This window comes from Shinella curvata (assembly GCF_022899935.1).
Classification (GTDB): Bacteria; Pseudomonadota; Alphaproteobacteria; order Rhizobiales; family Rhizobiaceae; genus Shinella; species Shinella curvata.
In genome coordinates, this window is the sequence record NZ_JALJCJ010000001.1 from 1,060,049 (window position 1) to 1,082,469 (window position 22,421).

Below are 22,421 nucleotides of genomic sequence, written 5' to 3' on the forward strand. Positions count from 1 at the left end.
CTCAACCGATCTTGATGACTGTGTCGGATACGAACGAGAAGGTCGGCACAGCGAGGTTCTCCGGGGCCGGACCCTTGCGGATACGTCCAGCGGTATCGTAGTGCGAACCGTGACAGGGACAGAACCATCCGCCGAAATCGCCGGCCTGGCCGAGCGGAACACAGCCCAGATGCGTACAGGAACCGATCATGACGATCCAGTTCTCCTTGCCCTCGCCGGCGGAGCGCTCGAGGTCCGTCGCTTCCGCGTCGGCAGCAACGTTGGCGTTACGGGCAACCGGGTCCTTGAGATCGGAAAGCGCAACGGCCTTGGCCTCTTCGACTTCCTTGTCCGTGCGGTTGCGGATGAAGATCGGCTTGCCGCGCCACTTGGCCGTCAGGGACATGCCCGGCGTCAGGCTGGAGACGTCGACCTCGATGGAGGCGAGCGCCAGCGTGGACGCATCCGGACGCATCTGATCGATGAACGGCCATGCGACCGCCACGCCGCCCACGACGCCCGCCATACCGGTGGTCAGGTAAAGGAAATCGCGGCGAGTGGGCTCGCCATGGGGTTCGCTTGTTGTCTCGTGTTCGCTCACGGCTAAACCATCCTCTCACGCAATGTCTGCGGAAACCGCAACGCCCCTTTGGAAACCGGCAATTCCGGACACAATACGGCCATAGATTCCCCGTCAATCCGGCGCGTTCTATGCTTGATCGCAAATTATGTCCAGCCTTGGCAAGGGGAGGTGGGCACATTGTCGCGGGAAAAACGGAGCATCTTGACAAGGCGCATGCATCGCCTTGAACCTTCAGCGCTTCCCGGCTCAAACGACAAGCGCGAAACGACGCTTTGCGGCCCTATTGCGCCGCTTCCTCATGGCCGAGAAACCCGCCAGACTGACGCGACCAGAGATCCGCATAGAGCCCGCCTCTGGCGACGAGCTCGGCATGGCTCCCCTCCTCCACGATATGACCGCGGTCCATGACGATCAGGCGGTCGAGCGCGGCGATGGTGGAGAGCCGGTGGGCGATGGCGAGCACGGTCTTGCCGCGCATCAGACGTTCGAGGTTCGACTGGATCGCCGCCTCCACTTCGCTGTCGAGCGCCGAGGTCGCCTCATCGAGCACCAGGATCGGCGCATCCTTCAGCATGACGCGGGCAATCGCGATGCGCTGACGCTGGCCGCCGGACAGCTTCACCCCACGCTCGCCGACATGAGCATCATAGCCGGTGCGGCCGCGCTGGTCCTCCAGCGACAGGATGAAATCATGCGCCTCGGCCTTTTTCGCCGCCTCGATCATCTGTGCTTCGCTGGCATCGGGATTGCCGAAGAGAATGTTGTCGCGGATCGAGCGATGCAGCAGGGCCGTATCCTGACTGACCATGCCGATAGCGGCGCGCAGGCTTTCCTGCGTGACCGTGGCAATATCCTGTCCGCCGACAAGGATGCGCCCGCCTTCCAGATCGTAGAAGCGCAGCAGCAGATTGACGAGCGTCGACTTTCCGGCCCCCGAGCGGCCAACGATACCGACCTTCTCGCCGGGCCGGATCGAAAGCGTCAGGTCATCGATGACGCCGGACGCGCGACCATAGTGGAAACGCACATGGTCGAAGCGGATTTCCGGATGCGCCACCGTCATGACCGCCGCATCCGGCCGGTCGACAAGGCCGATCGGCTGGGAAATCAGGTCGGCGGAATTCTGGATCGTGCCGATATTGCGCATGATGCTGTTGAGCTGCGTCATCAGGCGGTTGAGCAGGAAGTTCAGCCGCAGCACCAGCGCCATGGTGAACGCCACGGCGCCCGAGCTGATGATGCCGGTCAGCCAGAGATGGACGCACAACACCGCCATGCCGGCGATCATCAGGCCGGACAGAAAGGCAAGCGAGGCGCGCAGCGACGTGAGCAGCCGCGTGAAATTCAGGATCGTCGTCTGGAAGATGTCGAAACCGTCGCGCATGTAGCGGTCGTTCGCATCGTCCCGGCCGAACAGTTTCAGGGTCTGGATGTTCGAATAGGCATCGACCATGCGGCCGCTGATCATCGATCCCGCTTCGGCCGACTGCCGCGCATGCTCGCGGATGCGCGGCACGAAATAGCGCGCGAGCACCGCGAAGACCGACAGCCAGACGAGCAGCACCACCGCCAGCCGCCAGTCGAGCTGGCCGAGCAGCACGAGTGTCGAGACCGTATAGATCGAGACGAACCAGATGCTCTCCATGAAGGACGTGATGACATCCCCCGTCGCCTGCCCCGCCGACCAGACCTTGGTGACGATCCGCCCGGAGAAATCGTTCTGGAAGAAGGAGAGCGACTGGCGCGCGACATGCACATAGGACTGCCACCGCACCAGATTATAGAAGCCCGGCGTGATGACCTGCTGGTCGATCAGTGCGGTCAGGAACGCCACGACGAAGCGCACGACACCGATCAGCCCGAGCATGACAAGCAGCTCCGGCCCATGCGCCGAAAGCAGCCCGCCCCACCCCTCGCCCGGCGTCACCGTCGCTAGCATATCGACCAATCGCCCAACGAACCAGAAGGTCGCCGCCTCGATGCCCGCCGTGATGCCGCCAAGCACCAGCAAAGCCGCAAAAGGCGCCTTGGCCTGCCCGACATAGAACCAGACGAACGCCATCAACCCCTGCGGCGGCCGCAGATCATCACGCCGTGCGAAGGGCTGGATCCAGGTCTCGGAGAAGGAGAAAAGCGGGCGGAAGATCATGCCTTCGATATAGGCTGTTTTGGACAGGGGGCAACTTAAAGATCGGAAAGAAAAAAGCCGATCCCTCATCGGGATCGGCCTCTCTTTTTGTTACTCCGCCGCCGCTTCCGCCTCGGCCGCGTCATCCGCGATGAACCCGCCGGACTGGCGTGTCCAGAGGTCGGCATAGATGCCGCCTTTGGCGACGAGTTCGGCATGCGTGCCGGTCTCGTGCAAGCGACCCTTGTCGAGCACGACGATGCGATCCATCTCGGTCAGCGTCGACAGGCGGTGGGCGATGGCGATCACCGTCTTGCCCTGCATGAGGGCAAAGAGGTTGTCCTGGATCGCCGCCTCGACTTCCGAATCGAGCGCCGAGGTCGCCTCGTCCAGCACCAGGATCGGTGCGTCCTTCAGGAAGACGCGGGCGATCGCGATGCGCTGACGCTGGCCGCCCGAGAGCTTCACACCACGCTCGCCGACCTGGGCATCGAGACCGGTGCGGCCCTGCTGGTCGGTGAGGCTTTCAATGAAGTCCCAGGCATTCGCCCGTCTTGCCGCCTCGATGATTTCCGCGTCCGTCGCCTCCGGCTTGCCATAGGCGATGTTGTCGCGGATCGAGCGGTGCAGGAGCGACGTGTCCTGCGTCACCACGCCGATCTGCGAGCGCAGGCTGTCCTGCGTCACCGTCGCGACATCCTTGCCGTCGATGGTGATCTTGCCCGACTCCAGATCGTAGAAGCGCAGGAGCACGTTCATCAGCGTCGTCTTGCCCGCCCCCGAGCGGCCGACAAGACCGACCTTCTCGCCGGCACCGATGGTGAGCGACAGGTCTTCGATCACGCCCTTGTTCTTGCCGTAGTGGAAGCGGACGTGATCGAAGGCGATGGCGCCCTTCGCGTCCGGCAAAGCAGGCGCTTCAGGCTTGTCCTGGATGTCGTGCGGCTTGGTCATCATGCCCATGCCGTCATAGACGGTGCCGATATTCTCGAACAGCGCAGTCACTTCCCACATCACCCACTGCGACATGCCGTTGATGCGCATGACGAGGCCCATGGCCACCGCCACCGCACCGACCGAGACATCGCCGTTCATCCAGAAATAGATGCCGATCGCCGCGGTAAAGAACATTGCCAGCACGTTGTTGATGTCGATCGCGATGTTGAACAGCGTGATCTTACGCATCTGCGCGTGCACGGTCTGGAGGAACTCATCCATGCCGTCGCGAGCATAGGTTTCCTCCCGGCCGGCATGTGAGAACAGTTTTACCGTCGCGATATTGGTGTAGCTGTCGACGATCCGGCCCGTCATCATCGAGCGCGCATCCGCCTGCTCGCGCGAAATCCGCATGAGCTTGGGCACGAAATAGCGCAGGATCGAGACATAGACGACGAACCACACGAGCAGCGGCACGACGAGACGCAGGTCCGCCGCGGCGATGATTGCAATCATCGAGATGAAATAGCTCACCACATAGATGAAGACGTCGATGATCTTCATCACCGTTTCGCGCACGGCAAGCGCCGTCTGCATCACCTTCGTCGAGACGCGGCCGGCGAACTCGTTGGAGAAGAAGGTCATGCTCTGGCGGATGAGGTAGCGGTGCATCTGCCAGCGGGCGATCATCGGGAAATTGCCCGCGAGCGCCTGATGCATGGTCATCGTATGCAGCGCGCCAAAACCCGGAATGACGACGAGCAGCAGCACGGCCATCCAGACCAGCGTTCCGCCCTCGCGGGCCAGAAACGTGTGGGGATCACCAGCCGAAAGCCAGTCGACAATGTTGCCGAGAAACTGGAACAGCAGCACTTCGGCGATGCCCAGCGTCATGGAGCAGAAACCGAGCACGAACAGCCAGGGGGCCGCCGGCTTGGTATAGTGCCACAGGAAGGCGAACAGGCCCTTCGGCGGAAGCGACGGGGCCTCGGAAGGGTAAGGATTCAAGCGTCTTTCGAACCAGCCGAACATGGCTATCTCCGTAATATCAAATGACGGAACCGGGCGGTCGGCGCAAAACGGGCGCTATCGGGAACGGGGTTCCGGTAGGATGACCGCGGGGCGACGAATGGCGTCACACGGCGAATTGAAATGGGTCTGCGAAGGGAGTTTTGGCGGCGAGGTGCCTACGCGAGAAGTGGCGTGATTCCAGCCGGGAGGCGCTGTCGACGTGTGATATCCATCATGATCCTCCCTGTTCTCGCGTTGAAGATGCTGCTTGGGTAACCCGAAACGGCGCAATTTGCCAGCCACTTCGTCGCACATTCGCATCTGAGGCCAATTCTGTTGCCTTCCAGCCACATCCCGGCTACCCCCGAACCATGTCCCAACTCCGCATCGCCCTCTACCAGCCCGATATTGCCGGCAATACCGGCACGATCCTGCGTTTCGCCGCCTGCCTTGGGCTCGCCGTCGACATCATAGAGCCGGCCGGCTTCGACCTGTCCGACCGCAACCTGAAGCGCGCCGGCATGGACTATCTCGCCGCCGTGACGCTGACGCGACATGTCAGCTGGGACCGGTTCGAGGACTGGCGACAGACGACCGGCCGCCGCCTCGTGCTCGCCTCCACCAAGGCCGCCGGGCTCTACGCCGACTTTGCCTACCGGCCGGATGACATCCTGCTCTTCGGCCGTGAAAGCGCCGGCGTGCCGGACCGGGTCCACGATCTCGCCGACGGCCGCGTGCTCATCCCCATGGTCGAGGGGCAGCGCTCGATCAATGTCGCGCTCTCCGCCGCGATGATCTGCGGCGAGGCGCTGCGCCAGACCGGGTTTGCCTGACTTAGCCATCACCCCACCGTAAAAGCCGCGCGATCAAGGCCACGATGCCGAGCACCAGCACGACCGTCCCGACCACGGCGTAAGCCATGCCATAGCCGGATGCGATGATCAGCGGCTGCGAGACGATCGGCGACAGGAATTGCCCGGCGAAGATGCTGGAAACCAGAAGCCCTGAAATCCGGCCGCGCAGGGCGGGCGGCGCGAGCAGCATGGCGCTGGCCGCGAAGTTCGGCATGATCGTGCCCATGCAGATGCCGGAGACGGCCATGGCGGCCAGAACGCTGCCATAGCTTTCCGCGCTCGATAGCAGCAGGAAGGACAGACCTGACGAGATGAAGCCGAGGGCGAACACGCCCATCAGGCCGATCCGCCGGCGGACCGGTGCGAAGACCAGCGAACTGACGACACCGACCAGCTGCCCCGCCCCGATCGCCGCCCCGGCAAGGCTGGGTGCCGCAAACCCGAGATGCTCCAGATAGAACGGCAGCTGCGTCGGGATCATGTAGAAAGCGATCATGTTGATCGCGGCCGCGACGAACAGCACACCGAGCAGCACGATCCTGCGCCCGTCGAACCCACTCTCGCCTGCCACAGCAGCGGCGGAACGAACCCGGCGCGGTTCCGGCAGGAACGCGATAGCGGCGGGCAGAAGCAGGATCGCCACCATGTAGATGAAGAACGGACCGCGCCAGTGGATTTCGGCAAGGAAGCCGCCGCCCGTCAGGAAGAGCGTGCCGCCGATACCGACGAAAGCCTGCTGCAAGCCCATGTATCGATCGCGCGCCGGCCCCTGGAAGAAGTCACCGACCAGCGCCGTCGTCGCCGTCATGATGCCGCCGACGGCAAGGCCGAGCACGGCACGACCGACAAGCAGGCCGGGCAGCGTATCGAGCACCAGACCGGAGGCGCCCGCGACGGCAAAGAGCGCAAGCGAGGCCAGCAGCAGCGGCTTGCGGCCAAAGCGATCCACCAGAAAACCGGCCGCGGGTGAAAACAGCGCGATGAACACGGCCGGCAGCGTCAAAACCAGCCGGCTGAGCAGCGCGACATTTTCCACTTCGGAAAACCGGGCGGCAATACCCGGCAGGGAGGCGGAGATCGTCGCACCCGACATGATGGTCAGCGTGCTGACAAAGAGCAGCGTCGCATTGCGCCAGCGTTCCTGCGGCGAGCGGGCGATTTCCGCCACGGCATAGTGCTCCGGTTTCATGCCGCTGCCTCGTCGTAGCGCGTCGCGATGCGCGCCGCCTTCAGCGCATTCGCCCACCAGGTCAGGCGCCTCATCAACACGGCAAGCTGGCCGTTGAGATGGCCGGGACGAAAGGGGTTGCCGGCGGGATCGAACTGCGTCCAGGCATGGGCGAGGCTGACGGTCTCGCGGATTGCAACGGCATGCAACTCGGCAAAGACCAGCCGCAGCTGCTCCACGGCGCGAAGACCGCCCGAGACGCCACCATAGGAGATGAAGGCGATCGGCTTGGCATGCCAAGGGCGGAAGCAGCTGTCGATGATGGCTTTCAAGGCGGCCGGATAGGCATGGTTGTATTCCGGCACGACGATGAGGAAGGCATCCGCCTGCGAAATCCTGCTTTCGACGCTCTCCGTCGAATCCATATCGAGACCGCCGGGCGTGAAAATCAGTTCCGCCGGATCGATGCGGATGATGTCGTATTGATGGAAACCCGCGAGTTCCGGCTCCAGCCATCCCGCAATCGTATCGGCAAAGCGTCCCTCGCGGCCGCTGCCATAGATGAGGGCGATGGTCAGTCTGTCTGTCATGCGTCTGGGCTCCGTTTGAAATCAGGGAGCCCGCGGTATAAAACCTCAAGCAAAGTTGAGGTCAACAGCCATGATGGAAAATTGTCCAAACAGCAAAATGCCGCGGGAACTCAGCGTCGGCGAGGTCGCGGAGCGCAGCGGTGTGGCGGTCTCCACCCTGCATTTTTACGAGACGAAAGGACTGATCCGCAGCCAGCGCAACCGCGGCAACCAGCGGCGTTATCCGCGCAGCATCCTGCGCCGCGTCGCGGTCATCAAGGTCGCACAGCGCACCGGCATTCCGCTGTCGGAGATCGCGGACGCGCTGTCCGTGCTGCCGCATGACCGGCCCGTAACGGCCGAGGATTGGCGGACGCTGTCAAAAACCTGGCGCCGCCAGCTGGACGACCGCATCGCGCGGCTCACCAAGCTGCGCAACCAGATCGACGGCTGCATCGGCTGCGGATGTCTTTCGATGCAGGAATGCCCGCTGCGCAATCCGCTGGATACGCTTGGCGCGGAAGGCCCGGGCCCGAGATTGCTCGAGCCCGATCCGTCGGAGAGAGCTTAGGGATCCAGGCGCGTCGCCAGAAGCTTGTCGACGCGACGACCATCCATGTCGACAACCTCGAAACGCCAGCCCTGGGTTTCGGTGATCTCGCCGGTCTTCGGCAGCTTCTGCAGCGATTCGATGACGAGGCCGGCAGCCGTCTGGTAGCTGCGGCGGCCCGGCAGTTGCAGGCCGAGGCGGTCGGCCATCTCGTCGATCGGCATGGAACCGGAGATCAGCCAGGAGCCGTCCTCGCGCTGCACTGCGTGCTCGTCGTCGCCCTCTTCGATATCGGCGCGGAACACGCCGGCAATCGCCTCCAGCACGTCGGCCGGCGTGATGACGCCTTCGAAGTGGCCGTATTCGTCGTGGATGAGCAGGATCGGCACTTCGGAACTGCGCAGCGATTCGAGCACACGCATCGCATCCATCGTGTCGGGCACGATCGGCGCAGGGCGGATGAAGGCGCGGATATCGAGCGGCTGGCCGGTCAGCATGGCCGACAGCAGTTCGCGCTTCTGCACGATGCCAACGATCGTCTCCGGCCCGCCATCGGCGACCGGCAGGCGAGAATGCTGGCTCTCGATGAGTTGCTGGTGGATTTCCTCGACGGTATCGCCGAGATCGATCCAGTCGACGTCGTTGCGCGGGGTCATCAGGCCGCGCGCCTCGCGGTCGGAAAAGCGCATGACGCCGGCGATCATCAGCTTCTCGCCGCCCTCGATGACGCCGGCGGCTTCTGCCTCGGCGACGATGGTCTTGATCTCCTCGTCGGTGACGATGCTTTCGGAAACCTCATGCTGGCCGAGCAGGCGGAAGATCAGACGTGTCGAGGCATCGAGGATCCAGACCGCCGGTGCGCCGATCTTCGACAGCAACGACATGGCAGGCGCCACGAGCGTGGCAAACCGTTCCGGGTTCTTCAGCGCGATCTGCTTGGGCACCAGCTCGCCGACGACAACGGACAGGAAGGTGATGACGAAGATGACGATACCGTAGCCGAGCGGATCGGCCAGCCAGTCCGGCACGCCCTCGGCAAAGAGGATGTCACGCAGGCGGCCACCGAGTGCGGCACCGGAAAACGCACCGGCGAGAATGCCGATGAGCGTGATGCCGATCTGGACGGTGGAAAGGAATTTACCGGGATTTTCCGCCAGTTTCAGCGCCGAAGCGGCACCGCGCGAGCCTTGCGCCGCCATGGTCTTGAGGCGGGGCTTTCTTGCGGAAACGATGGAAAGTTCGGAAAGAGCAAAGACCCCGTTGAGGAGGATCAGGAAGACGGCAATCGCGAGTTCGAACAAGGACTGTGAGCCGTGCTTCAGAACCGCAACGGCGCCTTTCTATTGATGACGATGGCCGCAAGATAAGGGCGCAACAGCCCGCCGTCAATCGAACTTGCAGATCACACGCACGTCAGGCGGGCATGATGAGCAATTCCGTGTGCCGTGACGTGCCAGTATCCTTCGACGATCGGCACTTCAGGATCACGCCAGAAATTGCGCCGCAGTTCACGGCAGATCGTCGATCGGTCACGGCGAAGGGCACGTGCGATCTCGGCCTGGTTGATCTTCTTCTCTCGCACCCGAGCAATGATGCGGCGTTCACCCAAACTCAACTGCACAAAAGAGCGGGCCATTCCATCTTCCTGAAACCATGGCCTTCATTGTCTTCGTTGCATTTGAAAATGGAATCTGCCCGGACACACGCAGGAAAACCGGCGGATCGCCGCTGCGGCGCAGACCCGTTCAACCGGCGCGTGAAGGATCGCGAAAGCGCGCCAAGAGGACAAGGCTTGTCAGCGTGCCGAGCGAGCACGCCACGGCCAGCCCCAGAGCGCTCGCATTGCCGTAGTCGCTGAGGACACGGCTGAAGACGGGCGGGGCGGCGGCAAAGGCGAGGTTGAGCGGAAGACCGAGACGGGAAAGAACGCTGGCATAGACCTGCCGCTCGAAAAACACCAGCGGAAGGGTGGCGCGCGCCACCGACATCGCCCCGCTCGACAGCCCGTAAAAAAGGATGAAAGCGACAATGCTCCATTCGGCGCCATGTCCGACGCCGAGCGCAAGCAGGGCGACCGGCATCAAGATGCCGGCGGCTAGGCTCGTGACGAAACCGTCCCATCGGTTGCCCCCGATGAAATCTATGAGCCGCGCCGACATCTGGACGACACCGATCGCCGCGGCCATGCCGATCGCAATCCCGTCCGCAACGGCGTAGCTGCGCATGATATCGATGACGACAAGCTGGAAGCCCCAGGTCACGAAGCCGTTCAGGGCAATGGCAAGCGTCATCAGCACAATGATCGTGCGGGTCCGGCCGTCGCCACGCGATCCGCTCAGGCGCGCCTTGCTGGCAGGCGTGGCGGGCGCGGTATCCGGTTCCAGCGCAAAGCGCAGCAACGGCAGCACGACCACGAGCATGACGAGGGCGAAGACGAGATAGGTGTGCCGCCAGCCGAGCCAGCCGGACAGGAGCGAGGTCGCCGGCCAGGCGATGGTCGGTGCCAGCGCCATGGCCAGCATCTGCGCACCGATGGCCTGCCTGGCCCGCACGCCCGCCTTGGCGGCGAGGTAGATATGGGCGGAGTTCGTCAGCACCCCAGCTCCGGCCATGCCGAGGATCGTCCAGCCGGTATAGTAACCGAGAGGACCATCACACCATGCAAGCACGAGAAAACCGGGCACGGTCGCGATCGTTCCGGCGGACATCACGAAACGCGCGCCACGCGATCGATAAAGCGGCGCCATCAGGGGCGACATCACAGCCATCGCCACCAGCATGACGGAGGGGCCGAGATAGACGAGCGCCGGCGTCAGGCCCAGCGTTTGGCCAAGCGGACCGCCCAGCACGGAAATTGCCATGAACATCGTGCCCCAGCCAATGATCTGGGTCAGGGAAAGGATGACGATATCGGCAAACATGCAAACCCGGCAGGATCGAAAACGATGCCGCTGTCCTATCGCCCTCGGCGTGTGGGGGGAAGAGCTGTCAGTCGGCGCTCGGCAGACGGCGCATGGTAAACTCGATGCGGTCGCCGTCGAGCATCCGCCAGCTTTCCACTTCGGTCCAGTAGGCGGCCTTCGGCCAATGGTCGAACCATTCGCGCGCCTTGTCGCGCGCCGCCTGCCGCTCCATGCAGAAGGTCTCGCGCACGAAATGACTTTCCCGCGCCGGCTTCTCGCGCCGATGGCGCTCGATCTGGCGGCGGAGCCCGTCGAGGGGCGGCGGTCCGGGAACACGCGCCATATCGTTTCTCCTGGCAGCACATTCAACAGGGCAAACATAGGCCGCCGCCGCGCATTTTGCGAGTCCGGCCATCCCCAGCGAAAAATCCGTTTTTGTTGCCAAATGGCCCAAAGTTAACGAGTGTGACCGAAATGCGATTCGGCGACCTTGCCGCCGGCGGGAAACACCCCAGCGAGACATATCATGGAACGACCAGACCTGCCGAAAGGCCTTCCCGACGACATCGAGGAAAAGAAGGACGCCGCCCGCGCATGGTTCGAGCACCTGCGCGATGCGATCTGCTCCAGCTTCGAGGCGCTCGAGGACGAGCTGGCCGGCCCGCTCTCCGATCTGCCCGCCGGCCGTTTCGTCGCCAAAGACTGGCAGCGCGACGGTGGTGAGGGCGGCGGCGGCCGCATGTCGATGATGGAAGGCCGCGTCTTCGAGAAGGTCGGGGTGCACACCTCCACCGTCCATGGCGAGTTCTCGCCGGAATTCCGCGGCCAGATTCCCGGTGCCAGCGAAGACCCGCGCTTCTGGGCCTCAGGCATCTCGCTGATCGCCCATCTGGTGAACCCCAATGTGCCGGCCGTGCATATGAACACCCGCATGGTCGTCACCACCAGCCGCTGGTTCGGCGGCGGTGCGGACCTGACGCCGGTGCTCGACCGCCGCCGCACGATGGACGATCCCGATACGCAGCTCTTCCACAAGGCGATGGAAATCACCTGCAATCGCCATCCGGTCGCCGATCACCAGAAATTCAAGGCGTGGTGCGACGACTACTTCTTCCTGAAGCACCGCAACGAAGCGCGCGGCACCGGCGGCATCTTCTATGACTGGCTGCATTCCTCGGAAGAGCTAGGCGGATGGGAGGCGGATTTCGCCTTCACGCAGGATGTCGGCCGCGCCTTCGCCATGGTCTATCCGCGCATCGTGCGCAACAACTTCAACAATGGTTGGACGGAAGAGGACCGCGACGAGCAGCTCGTGCGCCGTGGCCGCTATGTCGAATTCAACCTGCTCTACGACCGCGGCACGATCTTCGGCCTGAAGACGGGCGGCAATGTCGATTCCATCCTCTCGTCGCTGCCGCCGGTGGTGCGCTGGCCGTAGCAGATATTCAACATGGCACAGACGGTCACTGCAAACATGACCGGCTGTCGGCAAGGAAAGGTTGAGCGATGGGCCATGTGATCGTTGTTCTCATTCCGATCTTGCTGCTCGCGCCCGGCACCGCTCTCATGATTTACACATTCCTGTCCCAAAACCTGAGCTTCGGCTGGCGGGTGCTCGCCTTTGTTCTCGCATCGGCCATGCTCATTCCCGGGCTGTGGGTCCTCTGGTTCTATGCGTCTCTTTCAGGTGGCCGTATGGGGTGACGTCTGGACGGGCGCGACGGCATACCGTCAGCTTGTCTCTGGAACTTCCAGTGCTCTGCCCCGTTTCCAAGGACGGTTTGCGAACCGCGGGTTCATCCAGTTTGGCCACACTGGCCGCATCTGCTACACTGGTTCCCGTTGAAACGACAGGAGATAGGTCATGAGACTTTTTGAATGCGGTTCACTCGTCCCCGGATGCGAATGGCATACGCGGGCCAGCGACGATGCCGAAGTCGTGCGCCGCGCCGTCGAGCACATGCGCTCGGCTCACGGCGAGACCATGATCCGTGAAAGCATGGTCGATCACATCAAGGAACGCATCGTCGACGAGAAGGCGGCCGACGCCGCCTGACGCCAGTCAGCCCTCTTTTGCGAGAGCTTCCAGCCGGGCAAGCAGCTTTGCCCGGCCGTCATGAAAATTGCCCGCCACCCATTCATCCTCGATGACGCCCAGAAGCGAACCGACTTTCGGCCCCGCCGGAATGCCGGACGCCAGCACATCCGCGCCATTGAGCGGGAAGGACGGCTTTTGCCATTTCTGCGCCCGCGCGAGCAACCGCTGGCAAAGGCCGGCGAAGGCAAGCGCCTCGGGATCGCCGAGCCCCCGCGCCCGTGCGGAAGCCAGCGCCAGCTTCACCCGCATGGTGAGACCCTGCTGGCCATGGCGATAAAGCAGCCGATCGAACGCCGTTTCGGCAAGTTTGGGTGCGATTTCGGGGGCGGACGCGCAATAGTCCATCGTCGCGGCCTCGGCCTTTGACAGCCGCAGGCGCTCGGCCATGGCCTTCAGCCGCTCCCGGTCCGCCGGCACCATGGCGGCAAGCCGCAGCAGCGCATCGGGCGTCCAGCCGAAAGCCTTTTCTGCCTCGATCAGGCCGGGAATGGCATCGATGCCCCACTTTTCCGTCTCGGGCAGGATTTCCGTGAGCACGCCGGCCTGGCGCATCCAGAGCAGCGCGCGCCCCGGATCGGGCGCGGCGAGCAGCTTCTTCGTTTCCGACCAGACCCGCTCGGCCGAGAGCTTGCCGAGGCTGCCCTTGGCCCGCGCGCAGGCCCGCAATCCATCGGCATCCGGCCGGCCGCTGCCATAGAGCGCGAAGAAACGGAAGAAGCGCAGGATGCGCAAGTGATCTTCCGCAATGCGCGTCGCCGCATCGCCGATAAAGCGCACCGTGCGGCTTTCGATATCCGGCAGGCCATTCACGAGGTCGATGACCGTGCCGTCGGCAGTCGCATAGAGCGCGTTGATGGTGAGATCGCGCCGCTCGGCATCCGTCTGCCAGTCCGTGCCGAAGGCGACGTCCGCATGGCGGCCGTCGGTCGAAACGTCGCGGCGCAGGGTCGTCACCTCGAAGGGCTTTCCGTCGATGACCAACGTCACCGTGCCGTGCTCGATGCCGGTCGGCACCGCCTTGATGCCGGCCGCCTTCGCGCGCTCGACCACCACGTCGGGCCTCAGCGTCGTGGCAATATCCACATCGGCGACCGGCAGGCCCATCAGGCTGTTGCGCACGGCACCGCCCGCAACACGCCCCTCGCCGCCGTCGCTGTTGAGCAGCGCCAGCACAGAACGGAGCGCCGGATCGGCAAACCACGCCTCACCCGAAACAGACGTCATGCATAAAGCCTTTCATAGATCACCCGCACGATGCCGGCGGTGATGCCCCAGATGTTATGCCCCTCATAGGGCATGCGATAATAGTGCCGCTCGGACCCGAGCCAGACGCCGCTGCCCCGTTCGTGATTGCGCGGATCCATCAGGAAGGAGAGCGGCACGTCGAAGACCGTCTCGACCTCCGCCGGGTTCGGGATGAGCTCGAAACCGGGCTGCACCACGGCGAGAACCGGCGTGATCGAAAACCCCGAGAGCGCCTTGTAGTGCGGCAACCGTCCGACCGGCTCGACGAAGCGACGGTCGAGGCTGATCTCCTCCTCCGCCTCGCGCATCGCCGCCGTCTCGACATCCGCGTCCTCCTCGTCCACGCCACCGCCCGGAAAGGCGATCTGGCCGGAATGTTTCCTCAGCGTCGCCGTCCGCTGGGTGAAGATGACGCGCGCATCATCGCCGTCGTCCACAACCGGAATCAACACCGCCGCATCGCGCAGCTTCATGCCCTCGATATGTTCGATGACGCCGGGATTGAGCAGGCTGTCGCCATGGTCGCGCCAGCTCTCGTCGCCGAGCGTCAGCGTCTGCTTCTCCGCGCGACGGCGGAATTCTGCGGCACTATAGGGGGCAAAGCTCATCGCGACAGTGCATCCAGTTCGGCCGCCGGCATGACCGGAAAGACCACGCCGCCGGAGCGCACCGCAAACATCTCCACACCATCGATTTCAAGGACTTCGCCCAGTTCGACGAGATCATACATGACCGCGCGCGAAACCAGCGCTTCCAGCCGGCCCCGCACGAGAAGATAGGGCTTCAACTCGTTGTTTTCGCCCGAGATCACAAAGCGCAGCGGATGCTCCGCCCCGGCCTCGACGACATCGCCGACATTCGTGCGGAAGGTGAGCTTGCGATCCGCCCCCTCTCCGCTGACATTCATCTCGACGGCCAGGAACGGCGCGTCGACGATGCGGATACCGACCTTCTCGACCGGCGTCACCAGATAGGTCTTGCCGTCCTCGTCCTTGCGCAGCACCGTGGAAAAAAGCCGCACCAGCGGCGCGCGGCCGATCGGCGTGCCCAGATAGAACCAAGTGCCGTCGGCGCGGATTTCCATGTCGATATCGCCGCAGAACGGCGGGTTCCAGCGCTCGACCGGCGGCAGACCGCGCCCGCCGGTTTCCGCGGATGCCCGCGATATCAGCGCGGCCAGTCCCGCCGCGTCGCTGCTGCCTTGAATTTCGCCCGTTGCCATTGTTCCGTCCCGGTTCAACCCTATCTCCGCGAGAGGAAAAGGTGGATACATCCTTTTTCACGAGATAGTCATTTCGTGGCCGCTTGTCAGCCACGGGTGAGCTAATAAGCTTTCTATGTAGGACGCGAACGCGGCAAGGCCACGATTCGCCGTGCGTTTGGAACCGGTACTGGAGATAAAGATGGGCGTTCAGAATTCCTCCGAGTCCGGCCTGGACGAAAAAGCCGTCATCGCCGCGGCCGAACGAGCGCTCTCCGATATCGCCCTCATCCGCAAGGAGGTCGCCAAGGTCATCTTCGGCCAGGAAAGCGTGGTCGAGCAGACCATGCTCGCCGTGCTCTCGGGCGGCCATGCGCTGCTCGTCGGCGTGCCGGGCCTTGCCAAGACCAAGCTCGTCGCCACGCTCGGCACCGTGCTCGGCCTCGCTTCCAGCCGCATCCAGTTCACGCCGGACCTGATGCCGTCGGATATCCTCGGCTCGGAAGTGATGGACCAGGATGACAACGGCAAGCGCTCCTTCCGCTTCGTGCCCGGCCCGATCTTCACGCAGCTCCTGATGGCGGACGAAATCAACCGCGCCTCGCCGCGCACCCAGTCCGCCCTGCTCCAGGCCATGCAAGAGTATCACGTTACCGTCGCCGGCCGGCCGAACGATCTTCCCAAACCCTTCCATGTGCTCGCGACGCAGAACCCGCTGGAGCAGGAAGGCACCTATCCGCTGCCCGAGGCCCAGCTCGACCGCTTCCTGCTGCAGGTCGACGTGCACTATCCGGAACTCGCCGCCGAACGGCAGATCCTGCTCGAAACCACCGGCGTGCACGAAGCCCATGCAGAGGCAGCCATCACCGCGGCCCGCCTCATCGAGATCCAGACCCTCATCCGCCAGATGCCGGTCAGCGAAAAGGTGCTCGACGCGATCCTGTCGCTGGTACGCTCGGCGCGTCCCGGCAATGGTGTGGCCTCCACCGACAAGCACGTCGCCTGGGGTCCCGGCCCGCGCGCCGGCCAGGCCATGATGCTCTGCGCCCGCGCCCGCGCGCTCTACGAGGGCCGCCTCGCGCCCTCCGTCGACGACGTGCTGGCGCTTGCCGAGCCGATCCTCCAGCATCGCATGGCGCTGACCTTCGGTGCCCGCGCCGAAGGCATGTCGGTGCGCGATGTCATTGCAGGCCTCGTCCGGCAGGCGGGCGGCTGATTAAGGAAAGCGCATGGCATCCGTCGGCCAGATCGTCGCGCCAACCCCGACCCGCGAGGTGCTTTCGCGGGCGCAGGCGCGTGCGGCCCTCATTCCCGATTGCATGGTCGAAGCCCAGCGCCTCGCCAACACCGTGATTGCCGGTTGGCACGGCCGCCGCAAGCGCGGCATCGGCGAGAATTTCTGGCAGTTCCGCCCCTATGTCGACGGCGAAAGCCTGTCGCGCATCGACTGGCGCCGTTCGGCGCGCGACGACCATACCTATGTCCGCGACCGCGAATGGGAAGCCGCCCACACCGTCTGGATCTGGGCCGATCTCTCGCCGTCGATGATGTACAAATCCACGCTCGGCAGCGTCTCGAAGGAAAGCCGCGCGCTGGTGCTAATGCTGGCGCTTGCCGAAATCCTCGCCCGCTCGGGCGAGCGCATCGGCTGCCCCGGCATCATGGAGCCGATCGCCGCGCGCAACGCCGCCGAGCGGCTCGCCACCGCGCTGATGCACAACGGCACGACCGGCGGCCTGCCGGAGACCGGCATGATCCGCGGCAACAGCGATATCGTGCTGATCGGCGATTTCCTCGATCCCGTCGAGGACGTCATGAACCGTCTCGGTCCGCTTGCCCGCCGCGGCCTGCGCGGCCATGTCGTGGAGATCGCAGATCCGGCAGAGGAAACCTTCCCCTATGCCGGCCGCACCGAATTCACCGATCCCGAAAGCGGCCGGAAGCTGACCGCCGGCCGCGCCGAGACGCTGAAGGACGACTATGCCCGCGCCTATACAGCGCGCCGCGAAACGCTCGCGGATAACCTTCGCCATCTCGGCTGGAGCTTCGTGCCGCATCGCACCGATCGGCTTGCCTCCGAGGCGCTGGTCGCCGTGCACATGTATCTCTCCGGCATGCCGGCGATGAAAACGGAGGGCCGCGGCCGATGAGCGCCTTTGCCTTCGCCTTCCCCGCAGTGCTGACGACGCTGGTGCTTCTGCCCGTCATCTGGTGGCTGCTGCGCCTCACGCCGCCGAAGCCGCTCGTCGAAGTCTTCCCGCCCTTCGCCATCCTTGCCTCCATCCTGAAGCGCGAGGAGACGCCGGCGCAAAGCCCCTGGTGGCTGACGCTGCTGCGCATGCTGATGGCCGCCGCCGTCATCTTCGCCATCGCCGATCCGGTCTTCAACCCGCGCACCAACACGCTGGCCTCCAGCGGCCCGCTCGTCCTCGTCGTCGACAACACCTGGGCATCGGCCACCGACTGGCCGCGCCGCGTCGAGACCGCCACCGCACTGATCGACGACGCCGAAAGCCGCGATGTGCCGATTGCGCTGGTCCTCACCGCCGATCGCCAGCATGACGCCGTGCCCGTCGACGCCATCACCGCCCGCAACCGCCTCGCCGCCGCCGAACCGCGCCCGCTGCCGGCAGACCGCAACGCGGCCGTCGCGTCGCTGCGCACCGCACTCGACGGCACCGCGCCCGGCACGATCGCCTTCATCAGCGACGGCATGGCGAACGGCGGAACGGACGAGACGGTTACGGCTCTCAAGGCGTTGTCTCCCGCCGAATTCCGCCTGATCGAGAACGACGGCGCATCTGCCGTTGCGATCACCGCCGCCAATAACGGCGCCGATGCCCTCTCCGTCACCCTCACCCGCCTCGATGGCCGCGCGCCGCGCAGCCTGTCGTTGACCGCGCATGATTCGCGCGGCCGGCCGATCGCGACCGGCGCCGCCGAATTCGCCGCCGGTGCGACCACCACAACCGGCACGATCACCGCACCCTTCGAGCTGCGCAACGATTTCGCGCGCCTCACCATCGACAGCCTCGCCAATGCCGGCGGCACCTATCTGCTCGACGATGGCTTCCGCCGCCGCCGAGTCGCCTTCCTGTCGGGCGAGGTGGTGGATGCCAGCCAGCCGCTGCTCTCGCCGCTGCACTATATCAATCGGGCGCTTGCCCCCTATGCCGACCTGCTCGAACCGAGTGTTGCCGATCTCTCGGTGGCGGTGCCCGAGCTCATCGAACAGAACCCCTCCGTGCTGATCATGGCCGATATCGGCCGCCTGCCGGAGGATGTGCAGGCCGAGGTGAAGCGCTGGGTGGAAGCCGGCGGCATGCTGATCCGCTTTGCCGGTCCGCGCCTCGCCGCCGCCCCCGCCGACGATCCGCTGGTGCCGGTGCTGCTGCGCAAGGGTGAGCGCGCGCTTGGCGGTGCACTCTCCTGGTCCGAGCCGCAGCCGCTGTCGGCCTATCCGGCAAACAGCCCGTTCTTCGGCATGCGCGCGCCCGACAATATCCTGATCAAGCGCCAGGTTCTGGCCGAACCGACGCCGGATCTCGCCGAGCGCACCTGGGCGAGCCTTGCCGACGGCACGCCGCTGGTGACGACAGGTCCGCTCGGTTCCGGCCGCATCGTGCTCTTCCATATCAGCGCGGAAACCGGCTGGTCGAACCTGCCGCTGTCGGGCGATTTCGTCGAAATGCTTCGCCGCACCGTGCAGCTATCGCGCGGCGGCGGCGTGTCATCGAAGGGTGGCGAGGCGCAGCGCCTGCCGCCCTATCGCCTGATGACCGCCAACGGCACGCTGGCCGCCGCCACCGGCGAGGCCAAGCCGCTGGCCGCCAGCGATGGCGCCAAGGCGATCGCCACCTTCGACAACCCGCCCGGCCTCTACGGCACCGAGGACGGCTATGTCGCGCACAACCTCTTCCCAGCCGGCCATGAAATCCGCCCGCTCGCCGTCGCCGAAGGTGCCGGCGTGTTGCGCGAGCCGCTCGCCGGCAAGGAGACCTGGTCGCTGAAACCGCATCTCTTCACGCTGGCCGCCCTGCTGCTGCTCGCCGACTGCGCCATCGTGCTCTTCATGGGCGGCGCCTTTGCTGCGGCCGCCCGCCGCGTTCCGAGCCGCGGTGCAGCTGCCGCCGTGCTGCTGGCGCTGATGGCGGGTTCATTGATCACTCTGCCCGGCGAAAGCCGCGCGGACGATGCCAAGCCCGGCGACGACACGATCCTCTCGCGGCTCGACACGACGCATATCGCCTATGTTGTGACCGGCGAAGGCGAGGTTGACCGCATCTCCGAGCGCGGCCTTGCCGGCCTCACCGAATTTCTCACCTACCGCACCACGCTGGAGCCGGGCGAACCCGTCGGTGTCGACATTTCCAAGGACGAGCTGTCGCTCTACCCGATCATCTATTGGCCGGTGAGTGCCTCGGCGGAAATGCCCTCCAGCGCCGCGATCAGCCGCATCGATGCCTATATGCGCAATGGCGGCACCGTGCTGTTCGACACGCGCGACCAGTTCGTCTCGCTCGACGGCAACTCGACGAGCCCCAACACCGAGCGCCTGCAGGCGATCCTCGCCAATCTCGACATTCCGCCGCTGGAACCCGTCCCGGCCGATCACGTCCTGACCAAGGCCTTCTATCTGCTCGCCAATTTCCCCGGCCGCTATGCCGGAAGCCCGCTCTGGGTGGAGGCCGAACTCGACCGCAAAGAAGACCCGTCGCGCCCGGCCCGTGCGGGCGACGGCGTGTCGCCGATCATGATCACCGGCAACGACTTCGCCGGCGCCTGGGCGGTCGATGCCAATGGCATGGCGCTCCTGCCGACCGTGCCGCCGGACGAGGTGCAGCGCGAGCACGCCTTCCGCTCCGGCGTCAACATCATGATGTACATGCTCACCGGCAACTACAAGGCGGACCAGGTCCACGTGCCCGCCCTCCTCGAGCGGCTGGGGCAGTGACATGACCATACAGTTCTCCCCCTTCCTGCCCTGGATTGCCATCGCCCTCATCGGCCTCTTCGGCCTCGTGCTGGCCGCTCTCGGTCTCTGGCGCGGCCTGCGCGGCGCGCTGGTGCGCGCCTTCGCCCTTGCCCTGCTCGTGCTGGCGCTCGCCAATCCCGTGCTGATGCAGGAGGATCGCGAGGCGTTGTCGACCGTCGTGCCGGTCATCGTCGACCGCAGCCAAAGCCAGGACAGCGCCGAGCGCACAGCCGAGACGGATGCAGCGCTTGCCGGTCTCAAGGAGCGCTTCTCCCGTTACCCGCGCATCGAGCCGCGCATCGTCGAGGCGGGCGACGACGGCACGTCGGACACGCCCTCAACCCGCCTTTTTGACGCCCTTAACTCGGCGATTGCCGACGTGCCGCGCTCGCGCGTCGGCGGCGCGATCTTCATCACCGACGGCCAGGTGCACGACATTCCCGAGGTCGGCGCTTTCTCCGGCTTCGACGCGCCCATCCATGCCCTCGTCACAGGGCGGCCGGATGAATTCGACCGCCGCATCGAGGTGGTCAGCGCCCCGCGCTTCGGCATCGTCGGCGAGGCGCAGGAGCTGAAATTCCGCGTGGTGGACGACGGCGCCGGCCCAGGCGGCACGGCGCGTGTGACCGTGCGCCTCAACGGCAACGAGATCGCCTCCGAGATCACCGAGCCCGGCACCGAACAACCGCTCGGCTTCACCGTCCCGCGCGGCGGCAACAATATCCTCGAATTCGAGGTGGAGCCCGTTCAGGGCGAGATCACGACGGCGAACAACCGCGCCGTCCATGTCATCGAAGGCATCCGCGAGAACCTGCGCGTGCTGCTCGTCTCCGGCGAGCCGCATGCCGGCGAGCGCGCCTGGCGCAATCTCCTGAAGTCGGACACCGCCATCGACCTCGTGCATTTCACCATTCTGCGCCCGCCGGAAAAGCAGGACGGCACGCCGATCAACGAACTCTCGCTGATCGCGTTTCCGACGCGCGAACTCTTCGTCGACAAGATCAACGAATTCGATCTGATCATCTTCGACCGCTATCAGCACCGCGGCGTGCTGCCGATCCTCTACTACGACAACATCGCGCAATATGTCGAAAACGGCGGCGCGCTGCTGATCGCGGCGGGACCGGAACATGCGGGCAACGATTCGATTGCCGGCACGCCGCTCTCCGTCGTGCTGCCCGCGAACCCGACCGGCGAGATGAATGTCGCGCCCTTCTATCCGCGGCTGTCCGACCAGGGCAAGAAGCATCCGGTCACACGCGGCCTCGAAGGCGCCGATTCGGAGCCGCCGCATTGGGGCCGCTGGTTCCGCACGGTCGACGTGCAGCGCCCGCAGGGCAATGTCGTGATGGAGGCCAATGACGGCAAGCCGCTCCTGGTACTGAATCGCGCCGGCAAGGGCCGCGTCGCCATGCTGCTCTCCGACCAGGGCTGGCTCTGGGCGCGCGGTTTCGAAGGCGGCGGGCCGCATGTCTCGCTTTACCGGCGCACGGCGCATTGGCTGATGCAGGAACCGGCGCTGGAGGAAGAGGCCCTGACGGCCCGTACCTTCGGACGCACCCTGCAGATCAACCGCCAGACGATCGGTGACGCGCCGGGCGAGGCCACCCTGAAGCTGCCTTCCGGCAAGACGGAGCAAGTGAAGCTCACGGAAGCCGAACCCGGCCTCTACCGCGCGGAAATCCCGACGACAGAGACCGGCCTCTACGAAATCACCAACGACAATCTCAGTGCGCTGGTGCATGTCGGGGCCGTCGATGCGCCGGAATTCAAGGCGACGATCTCGACGACGGAGACCCTGAAGCCGCTCGCCGGCGCCACCCGTGGCACGGTGCGCCGGCTGGTCGACGAGAGCGGAAATGCCGTCTCGCTGCCGCCACTTCTGCCGGTTTCCGGCCAGGTCCGCACGGTGGACGAGAACAGGCTGTCGCTGCGCATGACGGATGAGACCGTGCTCAAGGGCATCAATTCGCTGCCGCTCTTCGCCGGCTTCGCCGGTGTCGGTCTGCTGCTCCTCGCCTTCTCCGCCACCTGGTATCGCGAAGGCCGATAGGCGGTCGGGAAGGCAATTTGGCCTTCCCTTTTCACCCTCGGAAAACCCCGCTGAATCCCTTGGAAATCCGGCCGCTTCCCGCGTGCCGGACGACAGCGCCTGTAACTACAGGCTCAGGCAAGCTCACCCCTGTAACGCATAGACTGACCGATAGTGGATTTCGTCTGT

At 64.9% G+C, this 22,421-nt stretch carries 21 protein-coding genes; 9 read left to right on the plus strand and 12 right to left on the minus strand.

Annotated features, from left to right (window positions below; all coding sequences use genetic code 11):
- Nucleotide 1: 1 nt before the first annotated feature.
- The 3 genes from petA to MUU55_RS05035 all read right to left on the minus strand — a co-directional run bounded on the left by petA (nt 2) and on the right by MUU55_RS05035 (nt 4,658).
- Nucleotides 2-580 carry a ubiquinol-cytochrome c reductase iron-sulfur subunit gene (gene petA, locus MUU55_RS05025; protein WP_244759646.1) on the minus strand — a complete coding sequence of 193 codons (579 nt, stop codon included), beginning with the start codon at nt 578-580 and terminating at the stop codon, nt 2-4.
- Nucleotides 581-842: 262 nt separating this feature from the next.
- On the minus strand, nt 843-2,711 hold the full coding sequence (locus MUU55_RS05030; RefSeq protein WP_244759647.1) for an ABC transporter ATP-binding protein: 1,869 nt from the start codon (nt 2,709-2,711) through the stop codon (nt 843-845).
- A gap of 90 nt (nt 2,712-2,801) precedes the next feature.
- Nucleotides 2,802-4,658, minus strand: a complete 1,857-nt coding sequence (locus tag MUU55_RS05035) for an ABC transporter ATP-binding protein (RefSeq protein ID WP_244759648.1) — start codon at nt 4,656-4,658, stop codon at nt 2,802-2,804.
- A gap of 350 nt (nt 4,659-5,008) precedes the next feature.
- On the opposite strand from MUU55_RS05035, the gene MUU55_RS05040 reads away from it, so the two are divergent.
- Nucleotides 5,009-5,470, plus strand: coding sequence for a tRNA (cytidine(34)-2'-O)-methyltransferase (locus MUU55_RS05040; protein WP_244759649.1), 462 nt, complete (start codon nt 5,009-5,011; stop codon nt 5,468-5,470).
- Nucleotide 5,471: 1 nt separating this feature from the next.
- On the opposite strand, the gene MUU55_RS05045 is transcribed toward MUU55_RS05040, so the two are convergent.
- Nucleotides 5,472-6,680, minus strand: a complete 1,209-nt coding sequence (locus MUU55_RS05045; RefSeq protein ID WP_244759650.1) for an MFS transporter — start codon at nt 6,678-6,680, stop codon at nt 5,472-5,474.
- On the minus strand, nt 6,677-7,249 hold the full coding sequence (locus tag MUU55_RS05050) for an NADPH-dependent FMN reductase (RefSeq protein WP_244759651.1): 573 nt from the start codon (nt 7,247-7,249) through the stop codon (nt 6,677-6,679). Before MUU55_RS05050 ends, MUU55_RS05045 begins: the two co-directional genes overlap by 4 nt.
- A 97-nt stretch (nt 7,250-7,346) precedes the next feature.
- Here MUU55_RS05050 and soxR point away from each other — a divergent pair, with 97 nt between their 5' ends.
- Entirely contained in the window at nt 7,347-7,799 is a 453-nt protein-coding gene (gene soxR / locus MUU55_RS05055; RefSeq protein ID WP_342346044.1) for a redox-sensitive transcriptional activator SoxR, read from the plus strand.
- Here soxR and MUU55_RS05060 read toward each other — a convergent pair.
- From MUU55_RS05060 to MUU55_RS05075, 4 genes are all read right to left on the minus strand, one after another.
- Nucleotides 7,796-9,079, minus strand: a complete 1,284-nt coding sequence (locus tag MUU55_RS05060; RefSeq protein WP_244759652.1) for a hemolysin family protein — start codon at nt 9,077-9,079, stop codon at nt 7,796-7,798. The genes soxR and MUU55_RS05060 overlap by 4 nt on opposite strands.
- A gap of 101 nt (nt 9,080-9,180) precedes the next feature.
- Nucleotides 9,181-9,414 (minus strand): helix-turn-helix domain-containing protein, encoded by a 234-nt coding sequence (locus MUU55_RS05065; RefSeq protein ID WP_244759653.1) that lies wholly within the window; start codon nt 9,412-9,414, stop codon nt 9,181-9,183.
- A 109-nt stretch (nt 9,415-9,523) separates the two neighbouring features.
- Nucleotides 9,524-10,699 (minus strand): MFS transporter, encoded by a 1,176-nt coding sequence (locus MUU55_RS05070; RefSeq protein WP_244759654.1) that lies wholly within the window; start codon nt 10,697-10,699, stop codon nt 9,524-9,526.
- A gap of 67 nt (nt 10,700-10,766) precedes the next feature.
- Complete coding sequence (locus tag MUU55_RS05075) at nt 10,767-11,024, minus strand: hypothetical protein (RefSeq protein ID WP_244759655.1); 258 nt, start codon at nt 11,022-11,024, stop codon at nt 10,767-10,769.
- A gap of 183 nt (nt 11,025-11,207) precedes the next feature.
- Between MUU55_RS05075 and hemF the strand changes: the two genes are divergently transcribed.
- From hemF to MUU55_RS05090, 3 genes are all read left to right on the plus strand, one after another.
- Nucleotides 11,208-12,119, plus strand: a complete 912-nt coding sequence (hemF, locus tag MUU55_RS05080; protein ID WP_244759656.1) for an oxygen-dependent coproporphyrinogen oxidase — start codon at nt 11,208-11,210, stop codon at nt 12,117-12,119.
- A 68-nt stretch (nt 12,120-12,187) separates the two neighbouring features.
- Nucleotides 12,188-12,385 carry a hypothetical protein gene (locus MUU55_RS05085; RefSeq protein ID WP_244759657.1) on the plus strand — a complete coding sequence of 66 codons (198 nt, stop codon included), beginning with the start codon at nt 12,188-12,190 and terminating at the stop codon, nt 12,383-12,385.
- 160 nt (nt 12,386-12,545) lie between these two features.
- Nucleotides 12,546-12,737 (plus strand): DUF1059 domain-containing protein, encoded by a 192-nt coding sequence (locus MUU55_RS05090; RefSeq protein ID WP_244759658.1) that lies wholly within the window; start codon nt 12,546-12,548, stop codon nt 12,735-12,737.
- Nucleotides 12,738-12,743: 6 nt separating this feature from the next.
- On the opposite strand, the gene MUU55_RS05095 is transcribed toward MUU55_RS05090, so the two are convergent.
- From MUU55_RS05095 to MUU55_RS05105, 3 genes are read right to left on the minus strand one after another with little or no spacing between them, the layout of a single operon-like run.
- Nucleotides 12,744-14,003, minus strand: coding sequence for a CCA tRNA nucleotidyltransferase (locus MUU55_RS05095; protein WP_244759659.1), 1,260 nt, complete (start codon nt 14,001-14,003; stop codon nt 12,744-12,746).
- Complete coding sequence (locus MUU55_RS05100) at nt 14,000-14,632, minus strand: CoA pyrophosphatase (protein ID WP_244759660.1); 633 nt, start codon at nt 14,630-14,632, stop codon at nt 14,000-14,002. Before MUU55_RS05100 ends, MUU55_RS05095 begins: the two co-directional genes overlap by 4 nt.
- On the minus strand, nt 14,629-15,246 hold the full coding sequence (locus MUU55_RS05105) for a DUF1285 domain-containing protein (protein ID WP_244759661.1): 618 nt from the start codon (nt 15,244-15,246) through the stop codon (nt 14,629-14,631). Before MUU55_RS05105 ends, MUU55_RS05100 begins: the two co-directional genes overlap by 4 nt.
- Before the next feature lie 181 nt (nt 15,247-15,427).
- Between MUU55_RS05105 and MUU55_RS05110 the strand changes: the two genes are divergently transcribed.
- The 4 genes from MUU55_RS05110 to MUU55_RS05125 are packed head-to-tail and all read left to right on the plus strand — an operon-like array spanning nt 15,428 to nt 22,253.
- Complete coding sequence (locus tag MUU55_RS05110; protein WP_244759662.1) at nt 15,428-16,441, plus strand: AAA family ATPase; 1,014 nt, start codon at nt 15,428-15,430, stop codon at nt 16,439-16,441.
- Nucleotides 16,442-16,454: 13 nt separating this feature from the next.
- On the plus strand, nt 16,455-17,375 hold the full coding sequence (locus tag MUU55_RS05115; RefSeq protein WP_244759663.1) for a DUF58 domain-containing protein: 921 nt from the start codon (nt 16,455-16,457) through the stop codon (nt 17,373-17,375).
- The gene (locus MUU55_RS05120) at nt 17,372-20,179 is read left to right on the plus strand and encodes a DUF4159 domain-containing protein (protein ID WP_244759664.1); all 2,808 of its coding nucleotides are present in this window, start codon (nt 17,372-17,374) and stop codon (nt 20,177-20,179) included. The genes MUU55_RS05115 and MUU55_RS05120 overlap by 4 nt, the downstream gene beginning before the upstream one ends.
- A gap of 1 nt (nt 20,180) precedes the next feature.
- Nucleotides 20,181-22,253: a hypothetical protein gene (locus MUU55_RS05125; protein ID WP_244759665.1), complete on the plus strand. Its 2,073-nt coding sequence runs from the start codon at nt 20,181-20,183 to the stop codon at nt 22,251-22,253.
- The last annotated feature ends 168 nt before the right edge of the window (nt 22,254-22,421 follow it).